The sequence below is a fragment of the Streptomyces sp. NPDC050448 genome (assembly GCF_040655295.1).
Lineage (GTDB): Bacteria > Actinomycetota > Actinomycetes > Streptomycetales > Streptomycetaceae > Streptomyces.
Window position 1 is genome coordinate 244,000 of sequence record NZ_JBFAJR010000001.1, and the last position, 23,692, is coordinate 267,691.

Sequence of the window (23,692 nt, forward strand, 5' to 3'; positions counted from 1 at the left end):
GGCCCCCGCGTCGACACCCGGCGCGGCCCAGCCCTTGACCCCGGGTCGGGGCGCGGCTCTCGCGCAGCCCCCGTGCGGGGCCCACTCCCGGGGCTCGGCCCCGGCTCCGGTCACGGCCCAAGCCCTGGCCCCCTGCCCGGCCCCCGGCCCGGATCCGGCTGCCGCCGCTCGCGCGGCACGGGCGGAGGGCTCGACACGCGGTGGTGCGGCCCGCCCGGCGCCGGCAGCGGAGCGGCGGATCGAGGGGTTGTTGCTCGGGCTCGCCGCAGGCGACGCCGCCGGCTGGCCCGCCGCCCGGCACCGGGCCAGCCGCATGCCCGAGTGGACCCGCCGCCTCACCCGCGAGCTCGACACCTTCGCCGAGCAGAACCAGACGACGACCCTCCCCGTGCCCATCGCCCTCAACCAGCCCCCGGAACCCCTGCGGCTCGGCCCCTCCGACGACGCCGAGTGGGCCGCCTTCGCCGCCGAATCCGTACTCACCGCGGCAGGTGTGCTGCTCAGCGACCTCAGCCGGTCCCGCCGGATGCGGGCCGCCATCGACCTCGCCTGGAACGCCCTGGCCAGCGAGATCGCCGCGGCGGCCGAGCGCGCCCCCGAGGTGGAGTCGGCCGTCCTCCCGCTCCGCGCCCGCATCTCCGTCCGCGCCGGCCTCGGCAACCTCGCCGCCGGCCTGCGCCCGCCCGCCACCGGCCACGACAACCCGCACTACTTCGACGACGCCGCCTGCATCCGCGCCTGCGTCCTCGCCGTCGTCCACCCCGGCGACCCGGCCGCGGCCGCGGACCTCGCCGAGTTCGACGCCCGCTACACCCAGGACGGCGACGGAGTCCACGGCGCCCGCGCCATGGCCGCCGCCATCGCGTCCGCCCTCGCCGGCGCCGACACCGACACCGCGGTCGACGCCGCCCTCGGCCGGCTCCCCGAGGCCACCGAGATCGGCCGCAACGCCCGCCACGCCGTCAAGCTCGCCCGTGCCCACACCGGCGGAGGCGGCGCCTTCGCCATCGTCCCCACCCTCGAGCACGAGATCGTGGACCACGTCTACAGCTACGGCATCGCCGCCGCCGAGACCGTCCCCGTGGCCCTCGCCCTCGCCACCGCCGCCCGCGGCCGGGTCGAGGAGGCCGTCCCGGCCGCCGCCTGCCTGTCCCGCGTCGCGGACTCCGCCCCCGCCCTCGCCGGCGCGCTCACCGGCGCCCTCGGCGGCGGCGACTCGATCCCCACCGCCTGGCGCGAGGCCTGCCGCACCCTCTCCGGCTGCGCCCTCCCCCGCCTCGCCGGGACCGATCTCGTCGAACTCGCCGCGCTGCTCGCTCGCACGGAACTCACCTCACCCAAGGGATGATTCGGACATGACGCTCACTCTGGAAGACCGGGCGGCCGGATGCCTCGTCGGAGCCGCCGTCGGCGACGCGCTCGGCGGTCCGGTGGAGGGCTGGTCCCCCGACCAGATCGTGGAACGGCACGGCGGCCGCGTGCACGGCATCGTCGGCCCGTGGCACGAGGACTGGCGCACGGCCCGCCCCATCGCGCCGTACCACAAGGGCGACGGCCACGTCACCGACGACACCCTCATGACCCATGCGCTGGTACGGGTCTACGAGGCCGTACGGGACCACCTCGACGCGTACGCGATCGCCGACCACCTGGTCCCGGACCTGATGACCAGCCCGCGCTGGATCCCCGAACTCGAAGCGGAGGCCCTCCCCCTCCAGCGGATCTTCCTCGCGGAGAAGTGGATCGTGACCCGGCTGCACTACGCGCACGCGGACCCGCGCGAGGCGGGCAGCGGCAACATCGTCAACTGCGGTGCGGCGATGTACATGGCGCCGGTCGGCATCGTCAACGCGGGCAATCCGGCGGGCGCGTACGCGGAGGCGCTGGACATCGCCGGCGCGCACCAGTCCTCGTACGGGCGCGAGGCGGCGGGCGTCTTCGCGGCGGCGGTGGCCGCGGCGTGCGTACCGGGGGCGACGGCGTCCTCGGTGGTGGACACGGCCCTCGCCCTGGCCAAGGACGGCACCCAGGAGGCGATCGCCGCGGTGTGCGAAGTGGCGGGCCGCCACCGGGACTTCGAGTCGGCGCTGGCCCCGCTGCGCGCGGCGGTCGCCCCGTACGACTCCGTCGGCCCGGACTACCGCAAGCCGTCCCTCGGGGCGCGGCGGCCGTCCCGGCTGCACGCGATCGAGGAGCTCCCGATCGCGCTCGGGATGCTGATCGTCTCCGACGGGGTGTACGAGGGTTCCGTGCTCGGAGCCGTCAACTACGGGCGTGACTGCGACTCCATCGCCACGATGGCGGGGGCGATCGCCGGAGCCCTGTCGGGCGTCTCGGCGGTCCCGCCCGCCTGGGCCAAGCAGGTTTCCGAGGCCAGCCGCCTCGACCTGCACGCCCCGCCATCGGCACTGGCCGCGGTGACCCGTGAGGTCTTCGCCCTGGACCGCGCCCGACGCCGCGCCCACGAGTCGGCCTTCACCTCGATCGCCACCCCGCAGTGACCGGCACCCCGCCCTGCGATGCCCCTGCGGCCGGCCCCGCACCGCTCCCGGTCGGCGGACACCCGCCCGCACCCGCCCCGCCGGCCAACGCCGACCGGGCGAGGTACCCGGCACCGCCCGACCCGGACCCGGCAAGGTACGCAGCAGCGCCCGACCCGGACCCGGCAGAGCATGCGACGCCAGCCGACACCCACCCGGCAAGGCACGCAGCAGCGCCCGACCCGGACCCGGCAGAGCATGCGGCACCAGCCGACCCGGACCCGGCAAGGCATGCGACGCCAGCCGACACCCACCCGGCAAGGCACGCAGCAGCGCCCGACCCGGACCCGGCAAGGTACGCAGCAGCGCCCGACCCGGACCCGGCAGAGCATGCGACGCCAGCCGACACCGACCCGGCAGGGTGCGCAGCAGCGGCCGGTCCGGGCCGGGCGGGGGTGGGGCCGGGGACCGGCGCAGGCGCGCCGACGGCCACCGGCGGCACTCCGCCGCGCCCGGCGGTCCGCGGGGAGCCGCCCGCACCCGGGTCGGCGGTGCGGGCGGCCTCGACCGCGGGCGGCGTACGGCTCACCTGGGTCCAGCCGGAGGACCTGGTCGGGCACGAGCTGCGGCAGGCCGCCGAGGACGGGCGGGACGCGGAGCCCCTGCTCCGCGCCTGGATCGCGGCTGGCGGTGCCCCGGCGCCCGGCCGGGCCGGCGCCTCCCCCGCCCCCGCCCCGCCGGAGCTCCGCGCCCTGGCCTCCCGCCTCCTGACGGAACTCGCCGGCCTGCCCTCCCCGTCGGCACCCGACGAGCCGACCCCCTGGCCCGCCATCACCGCCACGTGGACCGCGACGCCGGGCCGGGGGCCCGGACCCGGCCCCGGACCCGACCCCGGGCTGCGGGCTCGGCTGGAGCGGGCCTGGGTGGGGCGGGCCGTGGGGTGCGTGCTCGGGAAGCCCGTGGAGAAGCTCCCCCTCGAGGGGATCCGGGCGCTGGCCCGGGCCGCCGGGAACTGGCCGCTGGACGACTGGTTCACCGAACAGGGCGTCCCCGCGGAGCTGCTGGCCGCCCACCCGTGGAACCGTCGCTCCGCCGCCACCTCCCTCGCCGAGAACATCGACGGCACCCCCGAGGACGACGACCTCGCCTACCCGCTCCTGAACCTGCTGCTCCTCCAGCGCCACGGCAAGCGGTTCACCACCGCCGACGTCGCCCGGCTCTGGCTCGACGAGCTCCCCGCCGGCCGGACCTTCACCGCCGAGCGCCTCGCGTACCGGAACCTGCTGCTCGGGCTCGAGCCCCCGACCACCGCCACCCACCACAACCCCTTCCGCGAGTGGATCGGCGCCCTCATCCGGGCCGACGTCCACGGCTGGACCAACCCCGGCGACCCCGCCGCCGCCGCGGCCCAGGCGTACCGGGACGCCGCCCTCACCCACACCGGCAACGGCGTCTACGCCGCCCTGTTCACCGCCGCCGCCATCGCCGAGGCCGCGACCGGCCGGGCCGACATCCACACCGCGCTCCGGGCCGGACTGGCCGTCGTACCGCCCCGCTCACGGCTCGCCGAGGCCGTCCGCCACGCCATCGACACAGCCCGGCGGCACGCCGACTTCGACCGTGTCGTCGACCGCCTGCATGCCCGGTACGGCCACTACCACTGGGTCCACGCCATCCCCAACACCGCCCTGATCGCCGCCGCCCTCACCCACGCCGACGGGGACTTCACCCACTCCGTCTGCCGTGCCGTGTCCGGTGGTTGGGACACCGACTCGAACGGGGCCACCGCCGGTTCGCTCGCCGCACTCGTCGACGGGAACGGCGTCCCGCACCGCTGGGCCGCCCCCCTGGGGAACCGCCTCGCCACCACCGTCCCCGGCTTCGACGGCATCGGCTTCGACACCCTCGCCCAGCTCACCGCACAGGAGGCAGCACGCCCATGACGGCCATCGCCGTGCTCGGCAGTACCAACATGGACCTCGTCGCCTACGTCCCCAAGGCCCCCCGGCTCGGGGAGACCGTCACCGGCCGCGCATTTCGCACCGTCCCCGGCGGCAAGGGCGCCAACCAGGCCGTCGCCGCCGCCCGCTGCGGCGGGGAGGTGGTGATGATCGGCGCGGTCGGGGCCGACGAGTTCGGCGTACGGCTGCGCTCCGCGCTCGCCGCGGCCGGGGTCGAGACGGCCGCCCTGCGCACCGTCGATGGCGCCAGCGGTACCGCCCACATCACCGTGGACGACGAGGGCGGGAACAGCATCATCGTCATCCCCGGCGCCAACGCCCACGTCACCGGTCTGGAAGCGGGCGACGACTCCCGCATCGGCGCCGCCGACTCCCTCCTCCTCCAGCTCGAACTCCCGCTCTCCGCCGTCCTGGCCGGCGCGCTCGCCGCCCGCGCCCACGGCGTCCGCACGGTCCTCACCCCGGCCCCCGCCCGGCCTCTGCCCGCGGAACTCCTGGCCGCGGTCGACCTGCTGGTCCCCAATGAGCACGAGGCCGCCGCCCTGACCGGCCTCACCGACCCGCACCAGGCCGCCGAGGTGCTGCTCCACGAGGTCCCGGAGGTCGTCATCACCCTCGGCGCGGCCGGGTCCCTGTACGCCGCCCGCGGGCGGGAGCCGCTGACGGTGCCCGCGCCCCGGGTCCGGGCGGTGGACACCACCGCCGCCGGTGACACGTTCGTCGGCGCGCTCGCCGTGGCGCTCGGGGAGCACCGGCCCGTGCCGGAGGCGCTGCGCTGGGCCTCGGCGGCGGCCGCGCTCTCCGTCCAGCGCCCCGGCGCCCAGGACTCGATGCCGACCCGCACCGAAACGGACGCCTTCGCCGCATCCGAGCCCCTGCCCGGGACCGGCCCCGCCTCCGGGGCAACCTCATGACCCCCGCGGGCGCGACACCGCCCGCCCCGGCCGAACCCGCGTCCGGAACCAGGGCCCACGCCGGGCCCGCGCCCGGCACACCGCCCAGAGCCGCCATCGCGGCCAGGCCCGGCCCCCCGTCCAGCCCAGGCCCCGCACCCAGCCCCGAGCCCGAGACCCGAACCGGGGCCGGGACGGGGACCGGGGCCGGGACCGGGGCCGACGCCGGGCCGCTGCGCGGGCTGCGGGTGCTTGATCTCGCCACCCTCTTCGCCGGGCCGCTCGCCGCCACCCTGCTCGGCGACTTCGGCGCCGAGGTCGTCAAGGTCGAGCACCCCGAACGCCCCGACCCCTCGCGCGGCCACGGCCCCGCCAAGGACGGCGTCGGCCTGTGGTGGAAGCTGCTCGGCCGGAACAAGCGGACGATGACCCTCGACCTGTCCACCCCCGGCGGGCGCGACACCCTGCTGCGGCTGGCCGCCACCGCCGACGTGGTCATCGAGAACTTCCGCCCCGGCACGCTGGAGAAGTGGGGCCTGGGCTGGCCCGAGCTGTCCGCTGCCAACCCGCGGCTGGTCCTGACCCGCGTCACGGCCTTCGGCCAGCAGGGCCCGTACGCGCACCGCCCCGGCTTCGGCACCCTCGCCGAGGCGATGAGCGGCTTCGCCGCCATCACCGGGGAGCCCGACGGGCCCCCGACCCTGCCGCCCTTCGGCCTCGCCGATTCGATCGCCGCGCTGACCACCGCGTACGCCGTGATGACCGCGCTCGCCGGCCGCGACCGCACCGGCCACGGGCAGGTGGTGGACCTGGCCATCATCGAGCCGATCCTCACGGTGCTGGGCCCGCACCCGCTCTGGTACGACCAGCTCGGCTACGTCCAGCCGCGCACCGGCAACCGCTCCACCAACAACGCCCCCCGCAACACCTACCGCAGTGCCGACGGCCGCTGGCTGGCGGTCTCCACCTCCGCCCAGTCCATCGCGGAGCGCGTCATGCGGCTGGTCGGCCGGCCCGAGCTGATCGGCGAGCCGTGGTTCGCGACCGGCTCCGGCCGGGCCGCCCACGCGCCCGTCCTCGACGAGGCGGTCGGCGGCTGGATCGGGCGCCACAAGGCCGACGACGTGGTCGCCGCCTTCGAAGAGGCCCAGGCCGCCGTCGCCCGGGTCTACGACGTACGGGACGTCATGGCCGATCCGCAGTTCGCGGCCCTGGACACCGTCACCGAGGTCGAGGACCCCGAACTCGGCCCGCTCCGGATGCAGAACGTCCTGTTCCGGCTGTCCGGGACCCCCGGCGGGATCCGCTGGGCGGGCCGCCCGCACGGCGCGGACACCGACGCCGTACTCACCGAACTCGGCCTGTCCGAAGCCGAGATCAGCGCACTCCGGATGGAGGGGGCCCTGTGATCCTGACCTGGCTCTACGTACCCGGCGACCGCCCCGAGGTGGTAGCCAAGGCCCTGCACTCCGGGGCCGACGCCGTCATCGTCGACCTGGAGGACGCGGTGTCGGCCTCCCGCAAGGAGTACGCCCGCGCCGCCACCGCGGAACGGCTCGCCGAGCGCCCCCCGGTCCCCGTGGTCGTCCGCGTCAACGCCCTGGAATCCCCCTGGGCCGGCGCCGACCTCACCGCCCTGACCGGGCTGCGGGGCCTTGCGGGGCTGCGGCTGCCGAAGATCTCGGCCCCGGAGCAGATCGCCGCGGTCGCCGACCGCACCGGCGGGGTGGCCCTGTACGCCATGCTGGAGTCGGCGCTGGGCGTGGAGCGCGCGTACGAGATCGCCCGCGCGCACCCGGCCCTGCGCGGACTCTCCCTCGGCGAGTCCGACCTCCGCGCCGATCTGGGCATCAGCGCCGAGGCGGGCCTGGACTGGCCGCGCTCGCGGGTGGTGATCGCGGCCCGGGCGGCGGGGCTGGCCCCGCCCGCGCAGTCGGTCTTCCCCGACATCCGGGACCTGGAGGCGCTGGCCGTCTCCTGTGCCCGCGGCCGGGCGCTGGGCTTCCTGGGCCGGGCGGCGATCCACCCGCGCCAGCTGCCAGTGATCGAGCGGGCGTACCTGCCCGGCCCGGATGAGGTCACCGCCGCCCAGGAGATCGTCGCGGCCGCGCGCCGTACCCCGGGCGCGCTGGCCCTGCCGGACGGCCGGTTCGTCGACCCGGCGGTCCTGGCGGGCGCGGAACGGGTCGTCGCGCTCGCCCGCCGGGAGTGACGGCCGGGCCCCGGGGGCCGTGCGCCGAGCGGCGACCAGGGCCACCTGCCGCCCACGCGGACCCGGAGTACAGGGCCACGCCCGCGTTGACATGGGCTTGCCCCGGTCGGCGATGACCGCGTTCTGCGGCACGGCAGCAGACGCCGGTCACGCGACGGGAGGGGCGCCGCGTGGTGGCGCGGCGCCCCTCCCGTGTGGTCCGGATGACCCGGTCAGAGCTTCTTGGTGGCCTTCGGAGCCTCGGCGTCCGCCGTCACGGCGTCCTTGGGCTCGTCGTCGGCCTCGGTCTTGGCCTCGGTCTTGGCCTCGGTCTTCGGCTCGGAGTCCTCGGCGGTGGCCGGGGCGTCGGTTCCCGCGTCCTTCGCCTTGTCCTCGTCTGCGTCCTTGTCCTTGGCCTCGGGGTCGGATGCCGCGGGTCCGCGGTCCGGCTCCACGACCTCCTCGCGGCCCGGCCGCAGCTTCGCCGACAGCACGAGGTAGACCACGGCCAGGATGAAGACCACGATCGCGGTCCACACGTTCAGCCGCACGCCGAAGATGTGGTGGGCCTCGTCGACCCGCATGTACTCGATCCAGCCGCGGCCGACGCAGTACGCGGCGACGTACAGGGCGAACGCCCGGCCGTGTCCGAGCTTGAAGCGGCGGTCGGCCCAGATCACGAGTGCGGCGACGCCGAGGCACCACAGCGACTCGTAGAGGAAGGTCGGGTGGTAGGTACCGGCGACCCGGTTGGGCCCCTCGCTGATCTTCAGCGCCCACGGCAGGTCGGTGGCGCGGCCGTACAGCTCCTGGTTGAACCAGTTGCCCCAGCGCCCGAAGGCCTGGGCCAGCGCGATACCGGGGGCCAGGGCGTCGGCCCAGGCCGGCAGCGGGATGCCGCGCAGACGGCAGCCGATCCAGGCGCCCACCGCGCCCAGCGCGATCGCGCCCCAGATGCCGAGGCCGCCTTCCCAGATCTTGAAGGCGTCGACCCAGTTGCGGCCCTCGACGAAGTACAGCTGGTAGTCGGTGATCACGTGGTAGAGGCGACCGCCGATCAGGCCGAACGGCACCGCCCACACCGCGATGTCCGCGACCGTGCCCGGCTTTCCGCCGCGCGCGATCCACCGCTTGTTGCCGAGCCAGACGGCGACGAAGACGCCGATGATGATGCAGAACGCGTAGCCGCGCAGCGGGATCGGTCCGAGATGGATCACGCCGGTCGACGGGCTGGGGATATAGGCAAGGTTCATGGCAGTGCCGACGCTACCCTGCCGGGCGGTACGAACCGCAACCCGCCCGGCAACCTGGCGCCAAATCGAGACGGGACGATCAGCCCTCCGCGGCCCCCTTCGCGACCCCGGCCGAACCGGACCTCACCCCCGTCGAGGCGGACCCGGAGGTGCCCGACGAGGTGGACGAGGACTTCACCGCGGCCGACGAAGAGGCCGACGGCGATGCGGACGCCGATCCCTTCGCCCCCTTCGAGGACCCGCTCGGCGAGGCGGACGGCGAGGCGGACGGCGAGGCGCTCGCACCCCCGGTGCCCTTCGCGGTGCCCTCCACCTGCTCCTTGAGCTTCTGCGGGGTGATCGGGTGGGCCTGGTCGGCGAAGATGTCCTTGCCGTCCAGCAGCACGCTCGGGGTGCCCCGGAACTTCCCGGCACGGAAGGCCTCGTTCGACTTGTTCACCCAGCTGTTGTGCGTCCCGCCCTCGACGCACTTGCGGAACTCCGGGGTGTCCAGCCCGTCCACCTTGCCGGCCAGCTCCAGCAGCTTGGCGTTCTTCCCGTACCCGTCGTCGGTCTCCTGCGGCTGGTTCTCGAACAGGATGTCGTGGTACGCCGCGAACTTCCCGGCGTCCTGCGCGCAGGCGGCCGCGTTCCCGCCCTTCAGCGAGCCGCTGCCGCCCATGTTCCCGTCGATCAGGGTGGCCAGGTGGTAGTCGACCTTGAGCAGCCCCTTGGCCTCCAGCTCGTGGATCGTGTCCCGGTAGTTGGTCTCGAAGGCCTTGCACGCCGGGCAGCGGAAGTCCTCCCACACCGTCAGCGTGGACTTGGCCTCGGGTTTGCCCGTCTGGATGACGAGCGCGTCCTTGCCGGTGGCCCCGGAGGGGGCGCTCACCGGGCCCGCATTGGCGGACTTGTCGCCCGTGTCGGTGTTGGCCGCGATCAGCCCGATGACGGCTGCCAGGCCGAGGACGCCGACCACGGCCGACGCCACGATGAGGGTCCGCCGCCGCTTTTCCCTCTTCTTCTCGCGCTCGCGCTCCACCTGGAGCCGCTCGCGGGCCGATCGTTTCGCTTCGCGGTTCGCACCGTCGTTCTTCTCGCTCACGTTCGGCCAAACGAAGCGGGGAGGCACTCGCGTGCCTCCCCGCTCCCACTTCCACCCGAACGGACTACAGAACCCGATCGGGGGTTCGCGCCCCGAATCGAACGCGTGGGTCAGCTCCTGCGTACGCCTTCCGCGAGCTCGCCCGCCAGCGCCCGTACGGCGGCCAGCCCGGCCGGCAGGTCCGGCGCGTCCAGCAGCAGCTTCACGAAGGCCGAGCCGACGATCACCCCGTCGGCGAAGCCCGCGACCTCCTTGGCCTGGACGGCGTTGGAGACGCCGAGGCCCACGCAGACGGGGAGCCCACGGCGGGCCCCTTCGGTGGCGCGGGTACGGCGGACCAGCTCCTGGGCCTCGTGGCCGACCGACTCGCGGGTGCCGGTGACACCCATCAGCGAAGCGGCGTAGACGAAGCCGGAACCGGCGGCCGTGATGGTCGCCAGACGCGCGTCCTTGCTGCTCGGAGCGACGACGAAGACGGTCGCCAGACCGTGCTTGTCGGCGTGCTCACGCCACAGCGCGGACTCCTGGACCGGCAGGTCGGGCAGGATGCAGCCCGCGCCGCCCGCCTCGGCCAGCTCGGTGGCGAACCGCTCCGCGCCGTAGCGGTCGATCGGGTTCCAGTACGTCATCACCAGCACCGGGGCCCCGGTCGCCGCGTGGGCCTCGCGCACCGTGCGCAGCACGTCGGCGATCTTGACGCCGCCGCGCAGGGCGATGTCGTCGGCGGTCTGGATGATGGCGCCGTCCAGGACCGGGTCGCTGTGCGGGAGGCCGACCTCGACCACGTCCGCGCCGCCCGCGACGACGGCCTTGACGGCCTCGATGCCGCCGTCGACGGTCGGGAAGCCGGCGGGGAGGTAGGCGACGAGGGCCGCGCGGTCCTCGGACTTGGCCTTGGCGAGGGTGTCGCTCAGCAGCTGGATACGCCCGGTCTTCTCGCTGGCCTTGCTCACTTGTTCTCCCCCTCGGTGTTCTCCGTGCCGTCGTACAGGCCGAAGTAGCGGGCCGCCGTGTCCATGTCCTTGTCGCCGCGGCCGGACAGGTTGACCACGATCAGCCCGTCCTTGCCCAGCTCCTTGCCCAGGTCGAGGGCGCCCGCGAGGGCGTGCGCCGACTCGATCGCCGGGATGATGCCCTCCGTGCGGGAGAGCAGGCGCAGGGCCTGCATCGCGGCGTCGTCGGTGACCGCGCGGTATTCGCCGCGGCCCGAGTCCTTGAGGAAGGAGTGCTCCGGGCCGATGCCCGGGTAGTCCAGACCGGCCGAGATCGAGTACGGCTCGGTGATCTGGCCCTCCTCGTCCTGGAGGACGTAGCTGCGGGAGCCGTGCAGGATCCCGGGCTCGCCGGCGGTCAGCGTGGCCGCGTGCTCGCCGGTCTCGACCCCGTGCCCGGCGGGCTCGAAGCCGACCAGGCGGACGTCGGCGTCCGGGATGAAGGCGTGGAAGAGGCCGATGGCGTTGGAGCCGCCGCCGACGCAGGCCGCGACGGCGTCGGGCAGCCGGCCGGCGCGCTCCAGGATCTGGCGGCGGGCCTCGACCCCGATGACCCGGTGGAAGTCGCGGACCATGGCCGGGAAGGGGTGGGGGCCGGCGACCGTGCCGAAGAGGTAGTGGGTGCGGTCCACATTGGCGACCCAGTCGCGGAACGCCTCGTTGATGGCGTCCTTCAGGGTCCGGGAGCCGGACTTCACCGCGATGACCTCGGCGCCCAGCATCCGCATCCGGGCCACGTTCAGGGCCTGGCGCTGGGTGTCGATCTCGCCCATGTAGACGGTGCACTCGAGGCCGAAGAGCGCGCAGGCGGTGGCGGTGGCCACGCCGTGCTGGCCGGCTCCGGTCTCGGCGATGACGCGGGTCTTGCCCATGCGCTTGGTGAGCAGCGCCTGGCCCAGCACGTTGTTGATCTTGTGCGAGCCGGTGTGGTTGAGGTCCTCGCGCTTGAGGAAGATCCGGGCGCCGCCGGCGTGCTCGGCGAACCGCGGCACCTCGGTGAGGGCGCTGGGCCGGCCGGTGTAGTTGACCATCAGGTCGTTGAGCTCGGCCGCGAAGGCCGGGTCGCCCTTGGCCTTCTCGTACTCGACGGCGACCTCGTCCACGGCGGCGACGAGCGCCTCCGGGATGAACTTGCCGCCGAAGTCGCCGAAGTAGCCCTCGGCGTTCGGGACGTGACCCTCCGGGTCCGGAATGAAGAACGAGCTGCTGGACATGCCCAGTACTCCTACGGGTGCGATGGGATGGATGCACCGTATTGCGCTGCCGGCCCGCCGCACGCGCACCCCGCTGCGGGGTGGCGACGCGTACGGACGCGGCGGCCCGCGCCCGGAGCCGGCGGCTCGGGGCGACGGGCCGTAACCGAGCACCGCGCGGGGCGGTACGCCGGGCGGCGTCGGGCGACGACGTCAGGCGTACCGGACCGGGACGGCCCTCGTTACAGCGCGCCTGTGGGGCGCCATCGCATGCCGTTGACCTGGCCGGGCTCGGAGCCGATCACGTACCTGACCCGCCGCCCGTGCACCCGCCGGGCCGGGGCGCGGCAGCCGCGGGGGCGGCAGCCGCGCGCCAGGGGCGCGTGCGCCGTCGGCACGCCGGCCGGGCCGTGGCCCCGTCGGGTGCGGACGGAGGGGCGGTTGGGGGCCATGGGACGGGTCAGCTCCGTCCGTGGCGCAGGGCGGGGTGGGCGCCGGCGGCGACGAGGTCGGCCACGGCCGACTTCGGGTCGCGTCCGGTGACCAGGGACTCCCCGACGAGGACGGCGTCGGCGCCCTCGTTGGCGTAGGCGATCAGGTCGTGCGGCCCGCGGATGCCGGACTCGGCAACCTTGACGATGTGGGCCGGGATCTCGCCGACGACCCGCTCGAAGGTGGAGCGGTCGACCTTGAGGTCCTTCAGGTTGCGGGCATTGACGCCGATGATCTTGGCGCCGGCCTCAACCGCGCGCTCGACCTCTTCCTCGTCGTGGACCTCGACGAGCGGGGTGAGGCCGATGGACTCGGCCCGCTCGATGAGGGAGACGAGGGCCTCCTGTTCCAGGGCCGCGACGATCAGCAGCGCGAGGTCGGCGCCGTAGGCGCGGGCCTCCCACAGCTGGTACGCCGTGACGATGAAGTCCTTGCGCAGGATCGGGATGTCCACGCGGGCGCGGACGGCCTCCAGGTCGGCCAGCGAGCCGCCGAAACGACGCTGTTCGGTGAGGACGGAGATGACCGCCGCACCGCCCGCCTCGTAGTCGGCCGCGAGTCCGGCCGGATCCGCGATCGCGGCCAGCGCGCCCTTGGAGGGGCTGGAGCGCTTGACCTCGCAGATCACCTTGACGCCGTCGCCGCGCAGGGCCGCGACGCCGTCCTTGGCCTGGGGCGCCTTGGCGGCACGCTCCTTGAGCTCGTCGAGGCTCACGCGGGCCTGCCGTTCGGCAAGGTCTTCGCGGACCCCTTCGATGATCTCGTCGAGCACACTCACGCGAGCGGCCCCCTTCCGGGTCGATGACGGTCGGCCGCCTTGCAGACACGTACAACTGCAAGGTCAGCAATTCAAATGGTATCCGCAGGAGGCCTTGCCCTCCGCACGCGGTTGACGGCGTCCCAATGACTGGACATTCGGAATCCGGGATTCATATAGGCCTCACGGGGCCAGTGCGGACCCGAAGGGAAGGTTCCGGACGACCACGAACACCAGGGCCAGCACCCCGATGGCCCACCAGTACGGCCGCCGCAGGGCAAAGCGCGGGGTCGGGCCGCCGCGGTAGGCACGAACCAGCCACAGGATCATGAAGCCGGCGAAGACGAAGTAGCCGACGACAGCCAGGGCATTTGCCCCGAAAGCCGTGATCAGATCGCCGTGGGCGAACGCGTGCGCACTGCGCAGGCCACCACATCCGGGACACAGGATTCCGGTCACTCGGAATAGCGGGCAGACCGGATAGTGGCCGGGTTCATTGGGATCCACGGCGCCCACGTACGCAAAGGCCAGGCCCGCCGAGGCCAGCGTGAGCGCCGGCGAGGCCAGCCGCCGGGCGCGGCCGGGACCCGCGGGTGCCGTAGGCGGCGCGGGCACGGCGAAGGGGCTGCTAGAGGCGTCCACCCGCTGATTCTCTCCGGTCATGACAAAAGGCGCAGCCCGACGGGGCCGCGCCTTTCGAAGGTGTGCAGTGGCACTCGGCCCGGTCAGACCTTCGCGGCGGCCTTGTTGGCGGCGATGACCACGGCCAGGTCCTCGTGGGCGGCCTTCGGCATGCCCATGCCCGCGGCCTTCATCGCCATGCCGACCACACCGCCCAGCACGACGACGACGAGACCCGCCCAGAACCCGAGCGGGTTCGCGAGCACCATGAAGGCGCCGGAGATGCAGAAACCGATGAAGGCGATGATGACACCGGTCCAGGCGGCCGGGGTGTGTCCGTGGTTAGTGCCCGCCATGAGTTGCTCCTCGTTTGCTCTGTCGCAGTGCAGTTCAGAAATCGCGGTCTGTGTCGAATGCTCGGTGCCCATTGTCCCGCACCGGTGGCGGTGCCTGGTCAGCGGGTCGGGTCCTCGCCGCGGTCCAGGGCCTTCCACAGGTCCTCGGGCCGGTCGGGGTCCACCGCCGCCGCCTTGCGGGCCCGGGGGCTGCCGTCCCGCTCGTAGCGGCCGCCCATCGCGGGCCAGCTGCGGCCGAACCGCAGGGCCAGCAGTCCGGCGACCAGGATCAGGGCCGCACCGGCGGCCGTGATGTACGGCCAGGCCGTGTGCGTCAGCGCCCCCACCTGCGCCGCGGTGTCCGCGGTCGTACGGGCGGCCTGCGCGTCCAGCGCCTGCCGGTCGTCGGCGGCCAGGACCGCGGAGAGCGCCGCGCCCAGGCCGCTCAGCGCGAGCAGCCCGGAGACCAGCAGCCGGCTCCTGCCGCGTACGGCGAACACGGCCACCAGGGCGGCGAGGCCCACGATGGCCAGGGCCGCCGGGAGCCCGGTGACGGCCCGCCCGTCCGCGGTCAGCGGCAGCGAGCCACCGCCCACGGCGGCGGTGCCCCGGGCCCAGACGCGGCCGGAGGCGAGCAGGACGACGGTGGCACCGAGCGCGCCGAGCAGCAGCGCGACGGCCACGCTGCGGCGGCCGCCGCGGCCGGCGCCACCGTCCGCAGTGTCTGCGGCGCCGGAGGCGGGGGCGTCGATGTCGTTTCGGGGTGGGGGTACGGCACTCACGTACCCCACTATCCCCTACCCGCTCAGGAGCCGTGGAGCCGGTTCGCCGCTCCCACCGCGCGCAGTACGGCGGCCGCCTTGTTGCGGCACTCGTCGTCCTCCAGCTCGGGCACCGAGTCCGCGACGACTCCCGCGCCGGCCTGGACGTACGCCGTGCCGTCGCGCAGCAGCGCGGTGCGGATGGCGATGGCCGTGTCGGAGTCCCCGGCGAAGTCGAGGTAGCCGACGCAGCCGCCGTACAGACCGCGGCGGGTGGGTTCCAGCTCCTCGATGATCTGCATGGCGCGCGGCTTGGGCGCCCCCGAGAGGGTCCCGGCCGGGAAGCAGGCGGTGAGCACGTCGAAGGCGGTCCTGCCCTCGGTGACCCGGCCGGTGACGGTGGAGACGATGTGCATGACGTGCGAGTACCGCTCGATCGACATGAAGTCGACGACCTCGACCGATCCCGGCTCGCAGACCCGGCCCAGGTCGTTGCGGCCCAGGTCGACGAGCATCAGGTGCTCGGCGCGCTCCTTGGGGTCGGCCAGCAGCTCCTCGGCGAGCTCGTGGTCCTCCTGCGGGGTGGCCCCGCGGTGGCGGGTGCCGGCGATCGGGTGGACCATGGCCCGCCCGTCCTCGACCTTGACCAGGGCCTCGGGGCTGGAGCCGACGACGTCGAAGCCGTTCTCGAAGCGGAAGAGGTACATGTACGGGGACGGGTTCGTGGCCCGCAGCACCCGGTAGACGTCCAGCGCGGAGGCCTCGCAGGGGGTCTCGAACCGCTGCGAGGGCACCACCTGGAAGGCCTCGCCGGCCCGGATCCGCTCCTTGATGTCCTCGACGGCGTCCTGGTACTTCTCGCCGCCCCACAGGGCCGAGAACGCGGGCAGCTCGGAGGCGGGCAGCGGGGTGGGGGTGTACGGGGCGGGCCGCGCGAGGTCGGCCTCCATCGCGTCGAGCCGCGCCACCGCGTCCGCGTACGCCTCGTCCACACCGGTGTCGAGGTCGTTGTGGTTGATGGCGTTGGCGATGAGCTGGACCGTGCCGTGCCAGTGGTCCATGACCGCCAGGTCGGAGGTGAGCAGCATGGTGAGCTCGGGCAGCTCCAGGTCGTCGGCGGTGTGCTCGCCGATGCGCTCCAGGCGGCGGACGATGTCGTAGCCGAGGTAGCCGACCATGCCGCCGGTGAAGGGCGGCATCCCGCCCGCGAGGTCGCGGGGAGTGTGCAGGGCCTGGACGGTGGCGCGCAGGGCCTCGAGCGGGTCGCCGTCGGTGGGGACGCCGACGGGCGGGGTCCCGATCCAGTGCGCCTGGCCGTCCTGGACGGTCAGCGTGGAGTCGCTGCGTACGCCGACGAAGGAGTAGCGGGACCAGGAGCGGCCGTTTTCCGCGGACTCCAGGAGGAAGGTGCCCGGGCGTTCGGCGGCCAGCTTCCGGTAGAGCCCGACGGGGGTGTCCCCGTCGGCCAGCAGCTTGCGGCTCACGGGGATGACGCGGCGGTCCGCCGCGAGCTTGCGGAACGTCTCAAGATCCATGGCTTGGGACCCTACCTACCTATTCGGCCAGCGGAAGGACATCGGCGTCGAAGCACGTGCGGGCGCCCGTGTGGCAGGCGGCGCCGACCTGGTCGACCTTGACGAGGAGGGTGTCGGCGTCGCAGTCGAGGGCGACGGACTTCACGTGCTGGAAGTGGCCGGACGTGTCCCCCTTCACCCAGTACTCCCGGCGGCTGCGGGACCAGTACGTGCAGCGGCCGGTGGTCAGGGTGCGGTGCAAGGCCTCGTCGTCCATCCAGCCCAGCATGAGCACCTCACCGGTGTCGTACTGCTGGGCGATGGCCGGAACCAGGCCGTCGGCGGAGCGCTTGAGCCGGGCGGCGATGGCGGGATCGAGGGAGGACGTTCTCATGGGGGCCATTGTGCCGCGACCGGGCCGCTGTGACGGATCACCGTCCGCCTGATGGGCGGGCACGGGGCGGGTTCCGGCCGTAGGCTGGCCCCCATGTCTACCCATGCGAAGCGTGAACGCCTGCTGCTGGCGGACCTGTTGGAGGCGGCCGGGCCGGAGGCGCCGACGCTGTGCGACGGCTGGCGGGCCCGGGAGCTGGCGGCGCACGTGGTGGTCCGGGAGCGCCGCCCGGACGCGGCGGGCGGTCTGCTGCTGAACGTCCTCAGGGACCGGCTGGACAAGGTGATGGCCGAGTACGCGGCCAAGCCGTACGAGGAACTGATCCAGCTGATCCGGACCGGCCCGCCGAAGATGTCCCTCTACGCGCTGAAGCAGATCGACGAGGCCGCGAACGCGGTGGAGTTCTACGTCCACGCGGAGGACGTACGGCGCGCCCAGCCGGGCTGGTCGCCGCGCCGGCTGGACCCGGTGTTCTCGGATGCCCTGTGGTCCCGCCTGGAGAAGCTGGCCCGCCTGACGGGCCGCCGCTCCCCGGTGGGTCTGGTGCTGCGCCGCCCGAACGGCCAGACGGCGGTCGCGCACAAGGGCACACCGGTGGTGACGGTGACCGGCGAGCCGGGCGAGCTGACCCTGTTCTGCTTCGGCCGCCAGGACGCGGCGGCGGTGGAACTGGACGGCCCGGAGGAGGCCATCGCCAAGCTGACGGCGGCCAGGCTCGGCATCTGATCCTCGACGGCGCCCTCGCACCGCTCGGCCCCGGCGGGCCTCCCGGGCTTCGGGCGCCTGCGCCGGACTCCGTCCGCCGGCCGGGTCACCCCGGTCGGCAGGCCGGGGGCGGGGATGTCCCCGGCCGCGGCCGGCCGGCCACGGCTCCCCGGCGGGCGGAAACCCGCGGGGAGCCCGGGGCAGCGCCCCGGACACGACCGCCGCCCGGCCAGGGCGTCAGCGGACCGGGTGGCCCGCCTCGCGGAGGGCTTCCTTGACCTGGGCGATCCGCAGGTCGCCGAAGTGGAACACGGACGCCGCCAGCACCGCGTCGGCGCCGGCCGCGATCGCCGGCGGGAAGTGCTCCAGCCGGCCCGCACCGCCCGAGGCGATCACCGGGACCGTGACGTGCCCCCGCACGGCCGCGATCATCTCGGTGTCGTAGCCGTCCTTGGTGCCGTCCGCGTCCATCGAGTTGAGCAGGATCTCGCCGGCGCCCAGTTCGGCCGCCCGGTGCGCCCACTCGACGGCGTCCATGCCGGTGCCCTGGCGGCCGCCGTGCGTGGTCACCTCGAAGGAACCGGTGGGAGTGCGGCGGGCGTCGACGGACAGGACGAGGACCTGCCGCCCGAAGCGCTCCGCGATCTCCTGGATCAGCTCGGGCCGCGCGATGGCGGCGGTGTTCACGCCGACCTTGTCCGCGCCGGCCCGCAGCAGCTTGTCCACGTCCTGCGCGGTGCGGACACCGCCGCCCACGGTCAGCGGGATGAAGACCTGCTCGGCGGTCCGCCGCACCACGTCGTACGTGGTCTCGCGGTTCCCGGACGACGCGGTGATGTCGAGGAAGGTCAGCTCGTCGGCGCCCTCGGCGTCGTACAGCTTGGCCATCTCCACCGGGTCACCGGCGTCGCGCAGGTTCTGGAAGTTGACACCCTTGACGACGCGGCCGTTGTCCACGTCCAGGCAGGGGATCACTCGTACGGCGAGCGACATCAGGACTCCCCTCGGAAGGCTTCGACCTCGACCTCGACGACCAGGCTGGGGTCGATGAAGCCGGAGACGATGATCATGGAGGCGGCGGGGCGGACGGCGTCGAAGAGCTCCTTGTGGGCGCGGCCCACCTCGTCCACATCCCTCGCATGGGTGATGTACATCCGGGTGCGGACGACGTGCTCCGCGCCCAGGCCGGCCTGCTTCAGCGCGTCGATCGCGACGCGGAAGGAGTTGACCGTCTGGTCGTACGGGCCGCCGGCCACGATCTTGCCGTCGATGACGGAGGTGCAGCCGGAGACGAGCACGAGCCCGTTCGGCAGCTCGACGGCGCGGGAGTACCCCACGGCGTCCTCCCACGGGCCGCCGGAGGAGATGCGGCGGACCTCGCCAGCGCTGCTCATGAGCCGGACACCACCCGCAGGGCCTCTTCCAGCGTGAAGGCCTTGGCGTACAGGGCCTTGCCGACGATCGCGCCCTCGACGCCCAGCGGCACCAGCTCGGACAGCGCCCGCAGGTCGTCCAGCGAGGAGATCCCGCCGGAGGCCACGACGGGCCGGTCGGTGGCGGCGCAGACGTTCTTCAGCAGCTCCAGGTTGGGGCCGGTCAGCGTGCCGTCCTTGCCGATGTCGGTGACGACGTACCGGGCGCAGCCCTCGGAGTCCAGGCGCGCGAGGGTCTCGTAGAGGTCCCCGCCCTCGCTGGTCCAGCCGCGGCCCTTGAGGGTGGTGCCGCGTACGTCGAGGCCGATGGCGATCTTGTCACCGTGCTCGGCGATCGCCTTGGCGGCCCACTCGGGGGTCTCCAGGGCGGCGGTGCCGAGGTTGACGCGGGTGCAGCCGGTGGCGAGGGCCGCGGCGAGCGTGGCGTCGTCGCGGATGCCGCCGGACAGCTCGACCTTGATGTCCATGGCGCCGGTGATCTCGGCGACCAGGGCGCGGTTGTCGCCGGTGCCGAAGGCGGCGTCCAGGTCGACGAGGTGCAGCCACTGCGCACCGGCGCGCTGCCAGGCGAGGGCGGCCTCCAGCGGGGAACCGTAGGAGGTCTCACTGCCGGACACCCCGTGCACGAGGCGGACGGCCTGCCCGTCGCGGACGTCGACCGCGGGGAGGAGTTCCAGCTTGCTGACGGGCATCAGAGGGTCTCGATCCAGTTGGTGAGGAGCTGGGCGCCGGCGTCGCCGGACTTCTCGGGGTGGAACTGGGTGGCCCACAGGGCCCCGTTCTCCACCGCCGCGACGAACGGCTCGCCGTGGGTGGCCCAGGTGACCTTGGGGGCGCGGATCACCGGGTTGGTGACCTCCAGGCTCCAGTCGCGTACCGCGTACGAGTGCACGAAGTAGAAGCGGGCGTCGTCGTCCAGGCCCTTGAAGGCCTGGCTGTCGGCCGGGGCGTCCACGGTGTTCCAGCCCATGTGGGGCACGATCGGGGCGCGCAGCGGCTCGACGGTGCCGGGCCACTCGTCGAGGCCCTCCGTCTCCACGCCGTGCTCGATGCCGCGCTCGAAGAGGATCTGCATGCCGACGCAGATGCCCATGACCGGGCGCCCGCCGGAGAGCCGGCGGCCGATGATCCAGTCGCCGCGTGCGTCCTTGAGGCCCTGCATGCAGGCGGAGAAGGCGCCGACGCCGGGAACGAGGAGGCCGTCGGCGTCCATCGCCTTGTCGTAGTCGCGGGTGATCTCGACGTCCGCGCCGACGCGCGCGAGGGCGCGTTCGGCGGAGCGGACGTTTCCGAAGCCGTAGTCGAAGACCACGACCGTCTTGGTGGGGCGGACTGCGCTCATTCCCACATTCCCTGAATCCGCAGGACTCCGGCGGCGAGGCACATCGCGGAGCCGATGGCGAGCAGGATGATGACCGATTTGGGCATCTGCTGCTTCTGGAAGGAGTAGACGCCGCCGGCCAGGAAGAGGCCGAGGACGATCAGGATGGTGTTCAGGCCGTTCACGGCTAGAGGGCGCCCTTCGTCGAGGGCAGGATTCCGGCGGCGCGCGGGTCGAACTCGGCGGCGTAGCGCAGGGCGCGGGCGAGGGCCTTGAACTGGCACTCCACGATGTGGTGAGCGTTGCGGCCGTACGGGACGTGGATGTGCAGGGCGATCTGGGCCTGCGCGACGAAGGACTCGAAGATGTGCCGGGTCATCGTCGTGTCGTACGCGCCGATCATCGGCGCCATGTTCTCGGGCTCGGTGTGCACGAGGTACGGGCGGCCGGACAGGTCGACGGTCACCTGGGCGAGGGACTCGTCGAGCGGCACGGTGCAGTTGCCGAAGCGGTAGATGCCGACCTTGTCGCCGAGGGCCTGCTTGAAGGCGGCGCCGAGCGCGAGGGCGGTGTCCTCGATCGTGTGGTGGCTGTCGATGTGCAGGTCGCCGTCCGTCTTGACCGTGAGGTCGAAGAGGCCGTGGCGGCCGAGCTGGTCGAGCATGTGGTCGTAGAAGCCCACGCCCGTCGAGACGTCGACCTTGCCGGTGCCGTCGAGGTTTATCTCGACGAGGACCGAGGTCTCCTTCGTCGTCCGTTCGACCCGTCCGATGCGGCTCATGCGTGCTGCTCCTTCTTCAGTGCGCGAACCGCTTCCAGGAACGCGTCGTTCTCGGCCGGGGTGCCGGCGGTGACCCGCAGCCAGCCCGGTACGCCGTTGTCCCGGACCAGGACGCCCCGGTCGAGGATCTTCTGCCAGGCGGTGTGCGCGTCCTCGAACTTCCCGAACTGGATGAAGTTCGCGTCGGACTCGGTGACCTCGCAGCCGATGCCCCGCAGCTCGGTGACGAGCCGGTCCCGCTCGGCCTTGAGCTGCTCGACGTAGCCGAGCAGGGTGTCGGTGTGCTCCAGGGCGGCCAGCGCGGTCGCCTGGGTGACGGCCGACAGGTGGTACGGCAGGCGTACGAGCTGCACGGCGTCGACCACGGCCGGGTGCGCGGCCAGGTAGCCCAGGCGCAGCCCGGCGGCGCCGAAGGCCTTGGACATGGTCCGGGAGACCACCAGGCACGGGCGACCCTCGATCAGCGGGAGGAGGGAGTCCCGGTGGCTGAACTCGACGTACGCCTCGTCCACGATGACCAGGGATGCCAAACCCCGATCGGCACGCGCCGCCTGCGCGGCCTCGTAGAGGGCGAGGACCGTCTCCGCCTCGACCGCGGTGCCGGTGGGGTTGTTGGGCGAGGTGATGAAGACGACGTCGGGCGCGTTCTCGGCGATGGCCTGCTCGGCCGCCGCCACGTCGATCGTGAAGTCGTCCCGGCGCGGGCCGGAGACCCAGCCCGTCCCGGTGCCCCGGGCGATCAGCGCGTGCATCGAGTACGAGGGCTCGAAGCCCATCGCGGTGCGGCCGGGCCCGCCGAAGGTCTGCAGCAGCTGCTGGATGACCTCGTTGGAGCCGTTGGCGGCCCATACGTTCTCCCGCGCGACCGGGTGCTTGCCCGTACGGGTGAGGTAGGCGGCCAGGGCGGTCCGCAGCTCGATCGCGTCCCGGTCGGGGTAGCGGTTGAGGGTGCGGGCCGCCTCGGAGACGCGCTCGGCGATGCGCCGGACCAGCTCCTCGGGGAGCTCGTACGGGTTCTCGTTGGTGTTCAGCTGGACGGGCACGTCGAGCTGCGGGGCGCCGTACGGGGTCTTGCCGCGCAGCTCGTCCCGGATGGGGAGGTCGTCGATTCCGAAGCTCACTGGGTGGGGACCTTCCATCCGAAGCGCGCCTTGAGGGCGGCGCCGTGCGCGGGCAGGTCCTCGGCCTCGGCCAGCGTCACCACGTGGTGGGTGACCTCGGCGAGGGCGTCCCGCGTGTAGTCGACGATGTGGATGCCGCGCAGGAAGGACTGTACGGACAGGCCGGAGGAGTGGCAGGCGCAGCCGCCGGTGGGCAGCACGTGGTTCGACCCCGCGCAGTAGTCGCCGAGCGAGACCGGGGCCCACGGGCCGACGAAGACCGCACCGGCGTTGCGCACCCGGGCGGCCCAGGCCGCGGCGTCGGCGGTCTGGATCTCCAGGTGCTCGGCGCCGTACGCGTCGACGACCTTGAGGCCGTCCTCCAGGCTGTCGACCAGCACGATCGCGGACTGCTTGCCCGCGAGTGCCGGCCTGATCCGGTCCTCGACGTGCTTGGTGGCCGCGACCTGGGGCTCCAGCTCCCGCTCGACGGCGGCCGCGAGCTCCTCGGAGTCCGTGACGAGCACGGCGGCGGCCAGCGGGTCGTGCTCGGCCTGGCTGATCAGGTCGGCGGCGACGTGCACCGGGTCGGCCGTGGAGTCCGCGAGGACCGCGATCTCGGTCGGGCCGGCCTCGGTGTCGATGCCGATCCGGCCGGTGAAGTAGCGCTTGGCGGCGGCGACCCAGATGTTGCCGGGGCCGGTCACCATGTTCACCGGCAGGCAGTCCTCGGTGCCGTACGCGAACATCGCGACGGCCACCGCCCCGCCGGCCGCGTACACCTCGTCCACGCCGAGCAGCGCGCACGCGGCGAGGATCGTCGGGTGCGGCAGCCCTGCGAACTCCTTCTGCGGCGGGGACGCGAGCGCGATCGACTCGACGCCCGCCTCCTGGGCCGGTACGACGTTCATGACGACGGAGGACGGGTACACGGAGCGGCCGCCCGGGGCGTACAGGCCCACGCGCTCGACCGGAACCCACTTCTCGGTCACGGTTCCGCCGGGGACCACCTGGGTGGTGTGCTCGGTGCGGCGCTGGCTCCGGTGCACGATCCGGGCGCGCCGGATCGACTCCTCGAGGGCGGCGCGGACGGCCGGGTCGAGCTCGTCGAGCGCGGTCTTGAGCGCCTCGGCAGGCACCCTGACCTGCTCGAGCGTCACACCGTCGAACTTCTGCGCATACTCGATCAGCGCCGCGGTGCCACGATGATGGACGTCCTCGCAGATGGGCCGCACCTTCTCCAGGGCGGCTTCCACGTCGAACTCGGCACGGGGCAGCAGATCGCGCAGGGCGCCACCCTCGGGGAGGGTGTCACCGCGCAGGTCGATACGAGAGATCACCTCCCAATTCTCTCAGACCGCCTCCCGCCACCGTCCGCCTGTATCACTGGCTGATACACGCCCCGGATGTCACTGCCGCCCACTAGCGTTC

The 23,692-nt window shown here is 73.6% G+C and carries 25 protein-coding genes and 1 pseudogene; 7 read left to right on the forward strand and 19 right to left on the reverse strand.

Going from position 1 to position 23,692, the window contains the following annotated elements; genetic code table 11:
• Positions 1-124 precede the first annotated feature (124 nt).
• From AB0I68_RS01155 to AB0I68_RS01180, 6 genes are all read left to right on the forward strand, one after another.
• Positions 125-1,348 carry an ADP-ribosylglycohydrolase family protein gene (locus AB0I68_RS01155; protein ID WP_363175365.1) on the forward strand — a complete coding sequence of 408 codons (1,224 nt, stop codon included), beginning with the start codon at positions 125-127 and terminating at the stop codon, positions 1,346-1,348.
• Between the two features lie 7 nt (positions 1,349-1,355).
• Positions 1,356-2,501, forward strand: a complete 1,146-nt coding sequence (locus AB0I68_RS01160; RefSeq protein ID WP_363175052.1) for an ADP-ribosylglycohydrolase family protein — start codon at positions 1,356-1,358, stop codon at positions 2,499-2,501.
• Positions 2,502-3,031: 530 nt separating this feature from the next.
• Positions 3,032-4,423, forward strand: a complete 1,392-nt coding sequence (locus AB0I68_RS01165; protein ID WP_363175053.1) for an ADP-ribosylglycohydrolase family protein — start codon at positions 3,032-3,034, stop codon at positions 4,421-4,423.
• Positions 4,420-5,355, forward strand: a complete 936-nt coding sequence (rbsK, locus tag AB0I68_RS01170) for a ribokinase (protein ID WP_363175054.1) — start codon at positions 4,420-4,422, stop codon at positions 5,353-5,355. The genes AB0I68_RS01165 and rbsK overlap by 4 nt, the downstream gene beginning before the upstream one ends.
• 212 nt (positions 5,356-5,567) lie before the next feature.
• Positions 5,568-6,743 (forward strand): CoA transferase, encoded by a 1,176-nt coding sequence (locus tag AB0I68_RS01175; RefSeq protein WP_363175366.1) that lies wholly within the window; start codon positions 5,568-5,570, stop codon positions 6,741-6,743.
• On the forward strand, positions 6,740-7,546 hold the full coding sequence (locus tag AB0I68_RS01180; protein ID WP_363175055.1) for a CoA ester lyase: 807 nt from the start codon (positions 6,740-6,742) through the stop codon (positions 7,544-7,546). The genes AB0I68_RS01175 and AB0I68_RS01180 overlap by 4 nt, the downstream gene beginning before the upstream one ends.
• Positions 7,547-7,758: 212 nt before the next feature.
• Here AB0I68_RS01180 and lgt read toward each other — a convergent pair whose 3' ends face one another.
• The 11 genes and pseudogenes from lgt to hisI all read right to left on the reverse strand — a co-directional run bounded on the left by lgt (position 7,759) and on the right by hisI (position 16,930).
• Positions 7,759-8,778 carry a prolipoprotein diacylglyceryl transferase gene (lgt, locus tag AB0I68_RS01185; RefSeq protein ID WP_363175056.1) on the reverse strand — a complete coding sequence of 340 codons (1,020 nt, stop codon included), beginning with the start codon at positions 8,776-8,778 and terminating at the stop codon, positions 7,759-7,761.
• A 292-nt stretch (positions 8,779-9,070) separates the two neighbouring features.
• Positions 9,071-9,862, reverse strand: a pseudogene (locus AB0I68_RS01190) (thioredoxin domain-containing protein); the annotation flags it as partial.
• A 110-nt stretch (positions 9,863-9,972) separates the two neighbouring features.
• Positions 9,973-10,815, reverse strand: a complete 843-nt coding sequence (gene trpA, locus AB0I68_RS01195) for a tryptophan synthase subunit alpha (protein WP_363175057.1) — start codon at positions 10,813-10,815, stop codon at positions 9,973-9,975.
• Positions 10,812-12,068, reverse strand: a complete 1,257-nt coding sequence (gene trpB / locus AB0I68_RS01200) for a tryptophan synthase subunit beta (RefSeq protein WP_363175058.1) — start codon at positions 12,066-12,068, stop codon at positions 10,812-10,814. Before trpB ends, trpA begins: the two co-directional genes overlap by 4 nt.
• A gap of 221 nt (positions 12,069-12,289) precedes the next feature.
• On the reverse strand, positions 12,290-12,499 hold the full coding sequence (locus AB0I68_RS01205) for a tryptophan synthase subunit(beta) (RefSeq protein WP_363175059.1): 210 nt from the start codon (positions 12,497-12,499) through the stop codon (positions 12,290-12,292).
• A gap of 8 nt (positions 12,500-12,507) precedes the next feature.
• Positions 12,508-13,317 (reverse strand): indole-3-glycerol phosphate synthase TrpC, encoded by an 810-nt coding sequence (trpC, locus tag AB0I68_RS01210; protein ID WP_363175060.1) that lies wholly within the window; start codon positions 13,315-13,317, stop codon positions 12,508-12,510.
• A 162-nt stretch (positions 13,318-13,479) separates the two neighbouring features.
• Positions 13,480-13,959: a DUF2752 domain-containing protein gene (locus tag AB0I68_RS01215; protein ID WP_363175061.1), complete on the reverse strand. Its 480-nt coding sequence runs from the start codon at positions 13,957-13,959 to the stop codon at positions 13,480-13,482.
• 62 nt (positions 13,960-14,021) lie between these two features.
• A complete protein-coding gene (locus tag AB0I68_RS01220; RefSeq protein WP_363175063.1) occupies positions 14,022-14,273 on the reverse strand; it encodes an HGxxPAAW family protein in 252 nt (83 codons plus the stop codon).
• A 98-nt stretch (positions 14,274-14,371) separates the two neighbouring features.
• Positions 14,372-15,043, reverse strand: coding sequence for a TIGR02234 family membrane protein (locus AB0I68_RS01225; RefSeq protein ID WP_363175065.1), 672 nt, complete (start codon positions 15,041-15,043; stop codon positions 14,372-14,374).
• 14 nt (positions 15,044-15,057) lie between these two features.
• Positions 15,058-16,548 (reverse strand): anthranilate synthase component I, encoded by a 1,491-nt coding sequence (locus AB0I68_RS01230; RefSeq protein WP_363175066.1) that lies wholly within the window; start codon positions 16,546-16,548, stop codon positions 15,058-15,060.
• A gap of 19 nt (positions 16,549-16,567) precedes the next feature.
• Positions 16,568-16,930 (reverse strand): phosphoribosyl-AMP cyclohydrolase, encoded by a 363-nt coding sequence (hisI, locus tag AB0I68_RS01235; RefSeq protein ID WP_363175067.1) that lies wholly within the window; start codon positions 16,928-16,930, stop codon positions 16,568-16,570.
• 84 nt (positions 16,931-17,014) lie between these two features.
• Here hisI and AB0I68_RS01240 point away from each other — a divergent pair, with 84 nt between their 5' ends.
• Positions 17,015-17,647, forward strand: a complete 633-nt coding sequence (locus tag AB0I68_RS01240) for a TIGR03085 family metal-binding protein (protein ID WP_363175068.1) — start codon at positions 17,015-17,017, stop codon at positions 17,645-17,647.
• Positions 17,648-17,863: 216 nt separating this feature from the next.
• Here AB0I68_RS01240 and hisF read toward each other — a convergent pair whose 3' ends face one another.
• From hisF to hisD, 8 genes are read right to left on the reverse strand one after another with little or no spacing between them, the layout of a single operon-like run.
• Complete coding sequence (gene hisF, locus AB0I68_RS01245; protein WP_363175069.1) at positions 17,864-18,619, reverse strand: imidazole glycerol phosphate synthase subunit HisF; 756 nt, start codon at positions 18,617-18,619, stop codon at positions 17,864-17,866.
• The gene (locus AB0I68_RS01250) at positions 18,619-19,020 is read right to left on the reverse strand and encodes a RidA family protein (RefSeq protein ID WP_363175070.1); all 402 of its coding nucleotides are present in this window, start codon (positions 19,018-19,020) and stop codon (positions 18,619-18,621) included. Before AB0I68_RS01250 ends, hisF begins: the two co-directional genes overlap by 1 nt.
• A complete protein-coding gene (gene priA, locus AB0I68_RS01255) occupies positions 19,017-19,751 on the reverse strand; it encodes a bifunctional 1-(5-phosphoribosyl)-5-((5-phosphoribosylamino)methylideneamino)imidazole-4-carboxamide isomerase/phosphoribosylanthranilate isomerase PriA (protein WP_363175071.1) in 735 nt (244 codons plus the stop codon). The genes AB0I68_RS01250 and priA overlap by 4 nt, the downstream gene beginning before the upstream one ends.
• On the reverse strand, positions 19,751-20,401 hold the full coding sequence (gene hisH / locus AB0I68_RS01260) for an imidazole glycerol phosphate synthase subunit HisH (RefSeq protein ID WP_363175072.1): 651 nt from the start codon (positions 20,399-20,401) through the stop codon (positions 19,751-19,753). Before hisH ends, priA begins: the two co-directional genes overlap by 1 nt.
• Positions 20,398-20,565, reverse strand: coding sequence for a hypothetical protein (locus AB0I68_RS01265; RefSeq protein WP_363175073.1), 168 nt, complete (start codon positions 20,563-20,565; stop codon positions 20,398-20,400). Before AB0I68_RS01265 ends, hisH begins: the two co-directional genes overlap by 4 nt.
• 2 nt (positions 20,566-20,567) lie before the next feature.
• A complete protein-coding gene (gene hisB, locus AB0I68_RS01270) occupies positions 20,568-21,161 on the reverse strand; it encodes an imidazoleglycerol-phosphate dehydratase HisB (protein WP_099893196.1) in 594 nt (197 codons plus the stop codon).
• A complete protein-coding gene (locus tag AB0I68_RS01275; protein ID WP_363175074.1) occupies positions 21,158-22,282 on the reverse strand; it encodes a histidinol-phosphate transaminase in 1,125 nt (374 codons plus the stop codon). Before AB0I68_RS01275 ends, hisB begins: the two co-directional genes overlap by 4 nt.
• The gene (hisD, locus tag AB0I68_RS01280; protein WP_363175075.1) at positions 22,279-23,601 is read right to left on the reverse strand and encodes a histidinol dehydrogenase; all 1,323 of its coding nucleotides are present in this window, start codon (positions 23,599-23,601) and stop codon (positions 22,279-22,281) included. Before hisD ends, AB0I68_RS01275 begins: the two co-directional genes overlap by 4 nt.
• Positions 23,602-23,692: the final 91 nt, after the last annotated feature.

Bases quoted from the DNA above. Each gene is read 5' to 3' on its own strand.
- AB0I68_RS01160 (WP_363175052.1), top strand. From the start codon at position 1,356: ATGACGCTCACTCTGGAAGACCGGGCGGCCGGATGCCTCGTCGGAGCC.
- AB0I68_RS01230 (WP_363175066.1), bottom strand. From the start codon at position 16,548: ATGGATCTTGAGACGTTCCGCAAGCTCGCGGCGGACCGCCGCGTCATC.
- rbsK (WP_363175054.1), top strand. From the start codon at position 4,420: ATGACGGCCATCGCCGTGCTCGGCAGTACCAACATGGACCTCGTCGCC.
- hisI (WP_363175067.1), bottom strand. From the start codon at position 16,930: ATGGCCCCCATGAGAACGTCCTCCCTCGATCCCGCCATCGCCGCCCGG.
- AB0I68_RS01215 (WP_363175061.1), bottom strand. From the start codon at position 13,959: ATGACCGGAGAGAATCAGCGGGTGGACGCCTCTAGCAGCCCCTTCGCC.
- AB0I68_RS01205 (WP_363175059.1), bottom strand. From the start codon at position 12,499: ATGGCCCCCAACCGCCCCTCCGTCCGCACCCGACGGGGCCACGGCCCG.
- AB0I68_RS01240 (WP_363175068.1), top strand. From the start codon at position 17,015: ATGTCTACCCATGCGAAGCGTGAACGCCTGCTGCTGGCGGACCTGTTG.
- priA (WP_363175071.1), bottom strand. From the start codon at position 19,751: ATGCCCGTCAGCAAGCTGGAACTCCTCCCCGCGGTCGACGTCCGCGAC.
- lgt (WP_363175056.1), bottom strand. From the start codon at position 8,778: ATGAACCTTGCCTATATCCCCAGCCCGTCGACCGGCGTGATCCATCTC.
- hisB (WP_099893196.1), bottom strand. From the start codon at position 21,161: ATGAGCCGCATCGGACGGGTCGAACGGACGACGAAGGAGACCTCGGTC.
- AB0I68_RS01220 (WP_363175063.1), bottom strand. From the start codon at position 14,273: ATGGCGGGCACTAACCACGGACACACCCCGGCCGCCTGGACCGGTGTC.
- hisF (WP_363175069.1), bottom strand. From the start codon at position 18,619: ATGTCGCTCGCCGTACGAGTGATCCCCTGCCTGGACGTGGACAACGGC.
- hisH (WP_363175072.1), bottom strand. From the start codon at position 20,401: ATGAGCGCAGTCCGCCCCACCAAGACGGTCGTGGTCTTCGACTACGGC.
- trpB (WP_363175058.1), bottom strand. From the start codon at position 12,068: ATGTCCAGCAGCTCGTTCTTCATTCCGGACCCGGAGGGTCACGTCCCG.
- AB0I68_RS01250 (WP_363175070.1), bottom strand. From the start codon at position 19,020: ATGAGCAGCGCTGGCGAGGTCCGCCGCATCTCCTCCGGCGGCCCGTGG.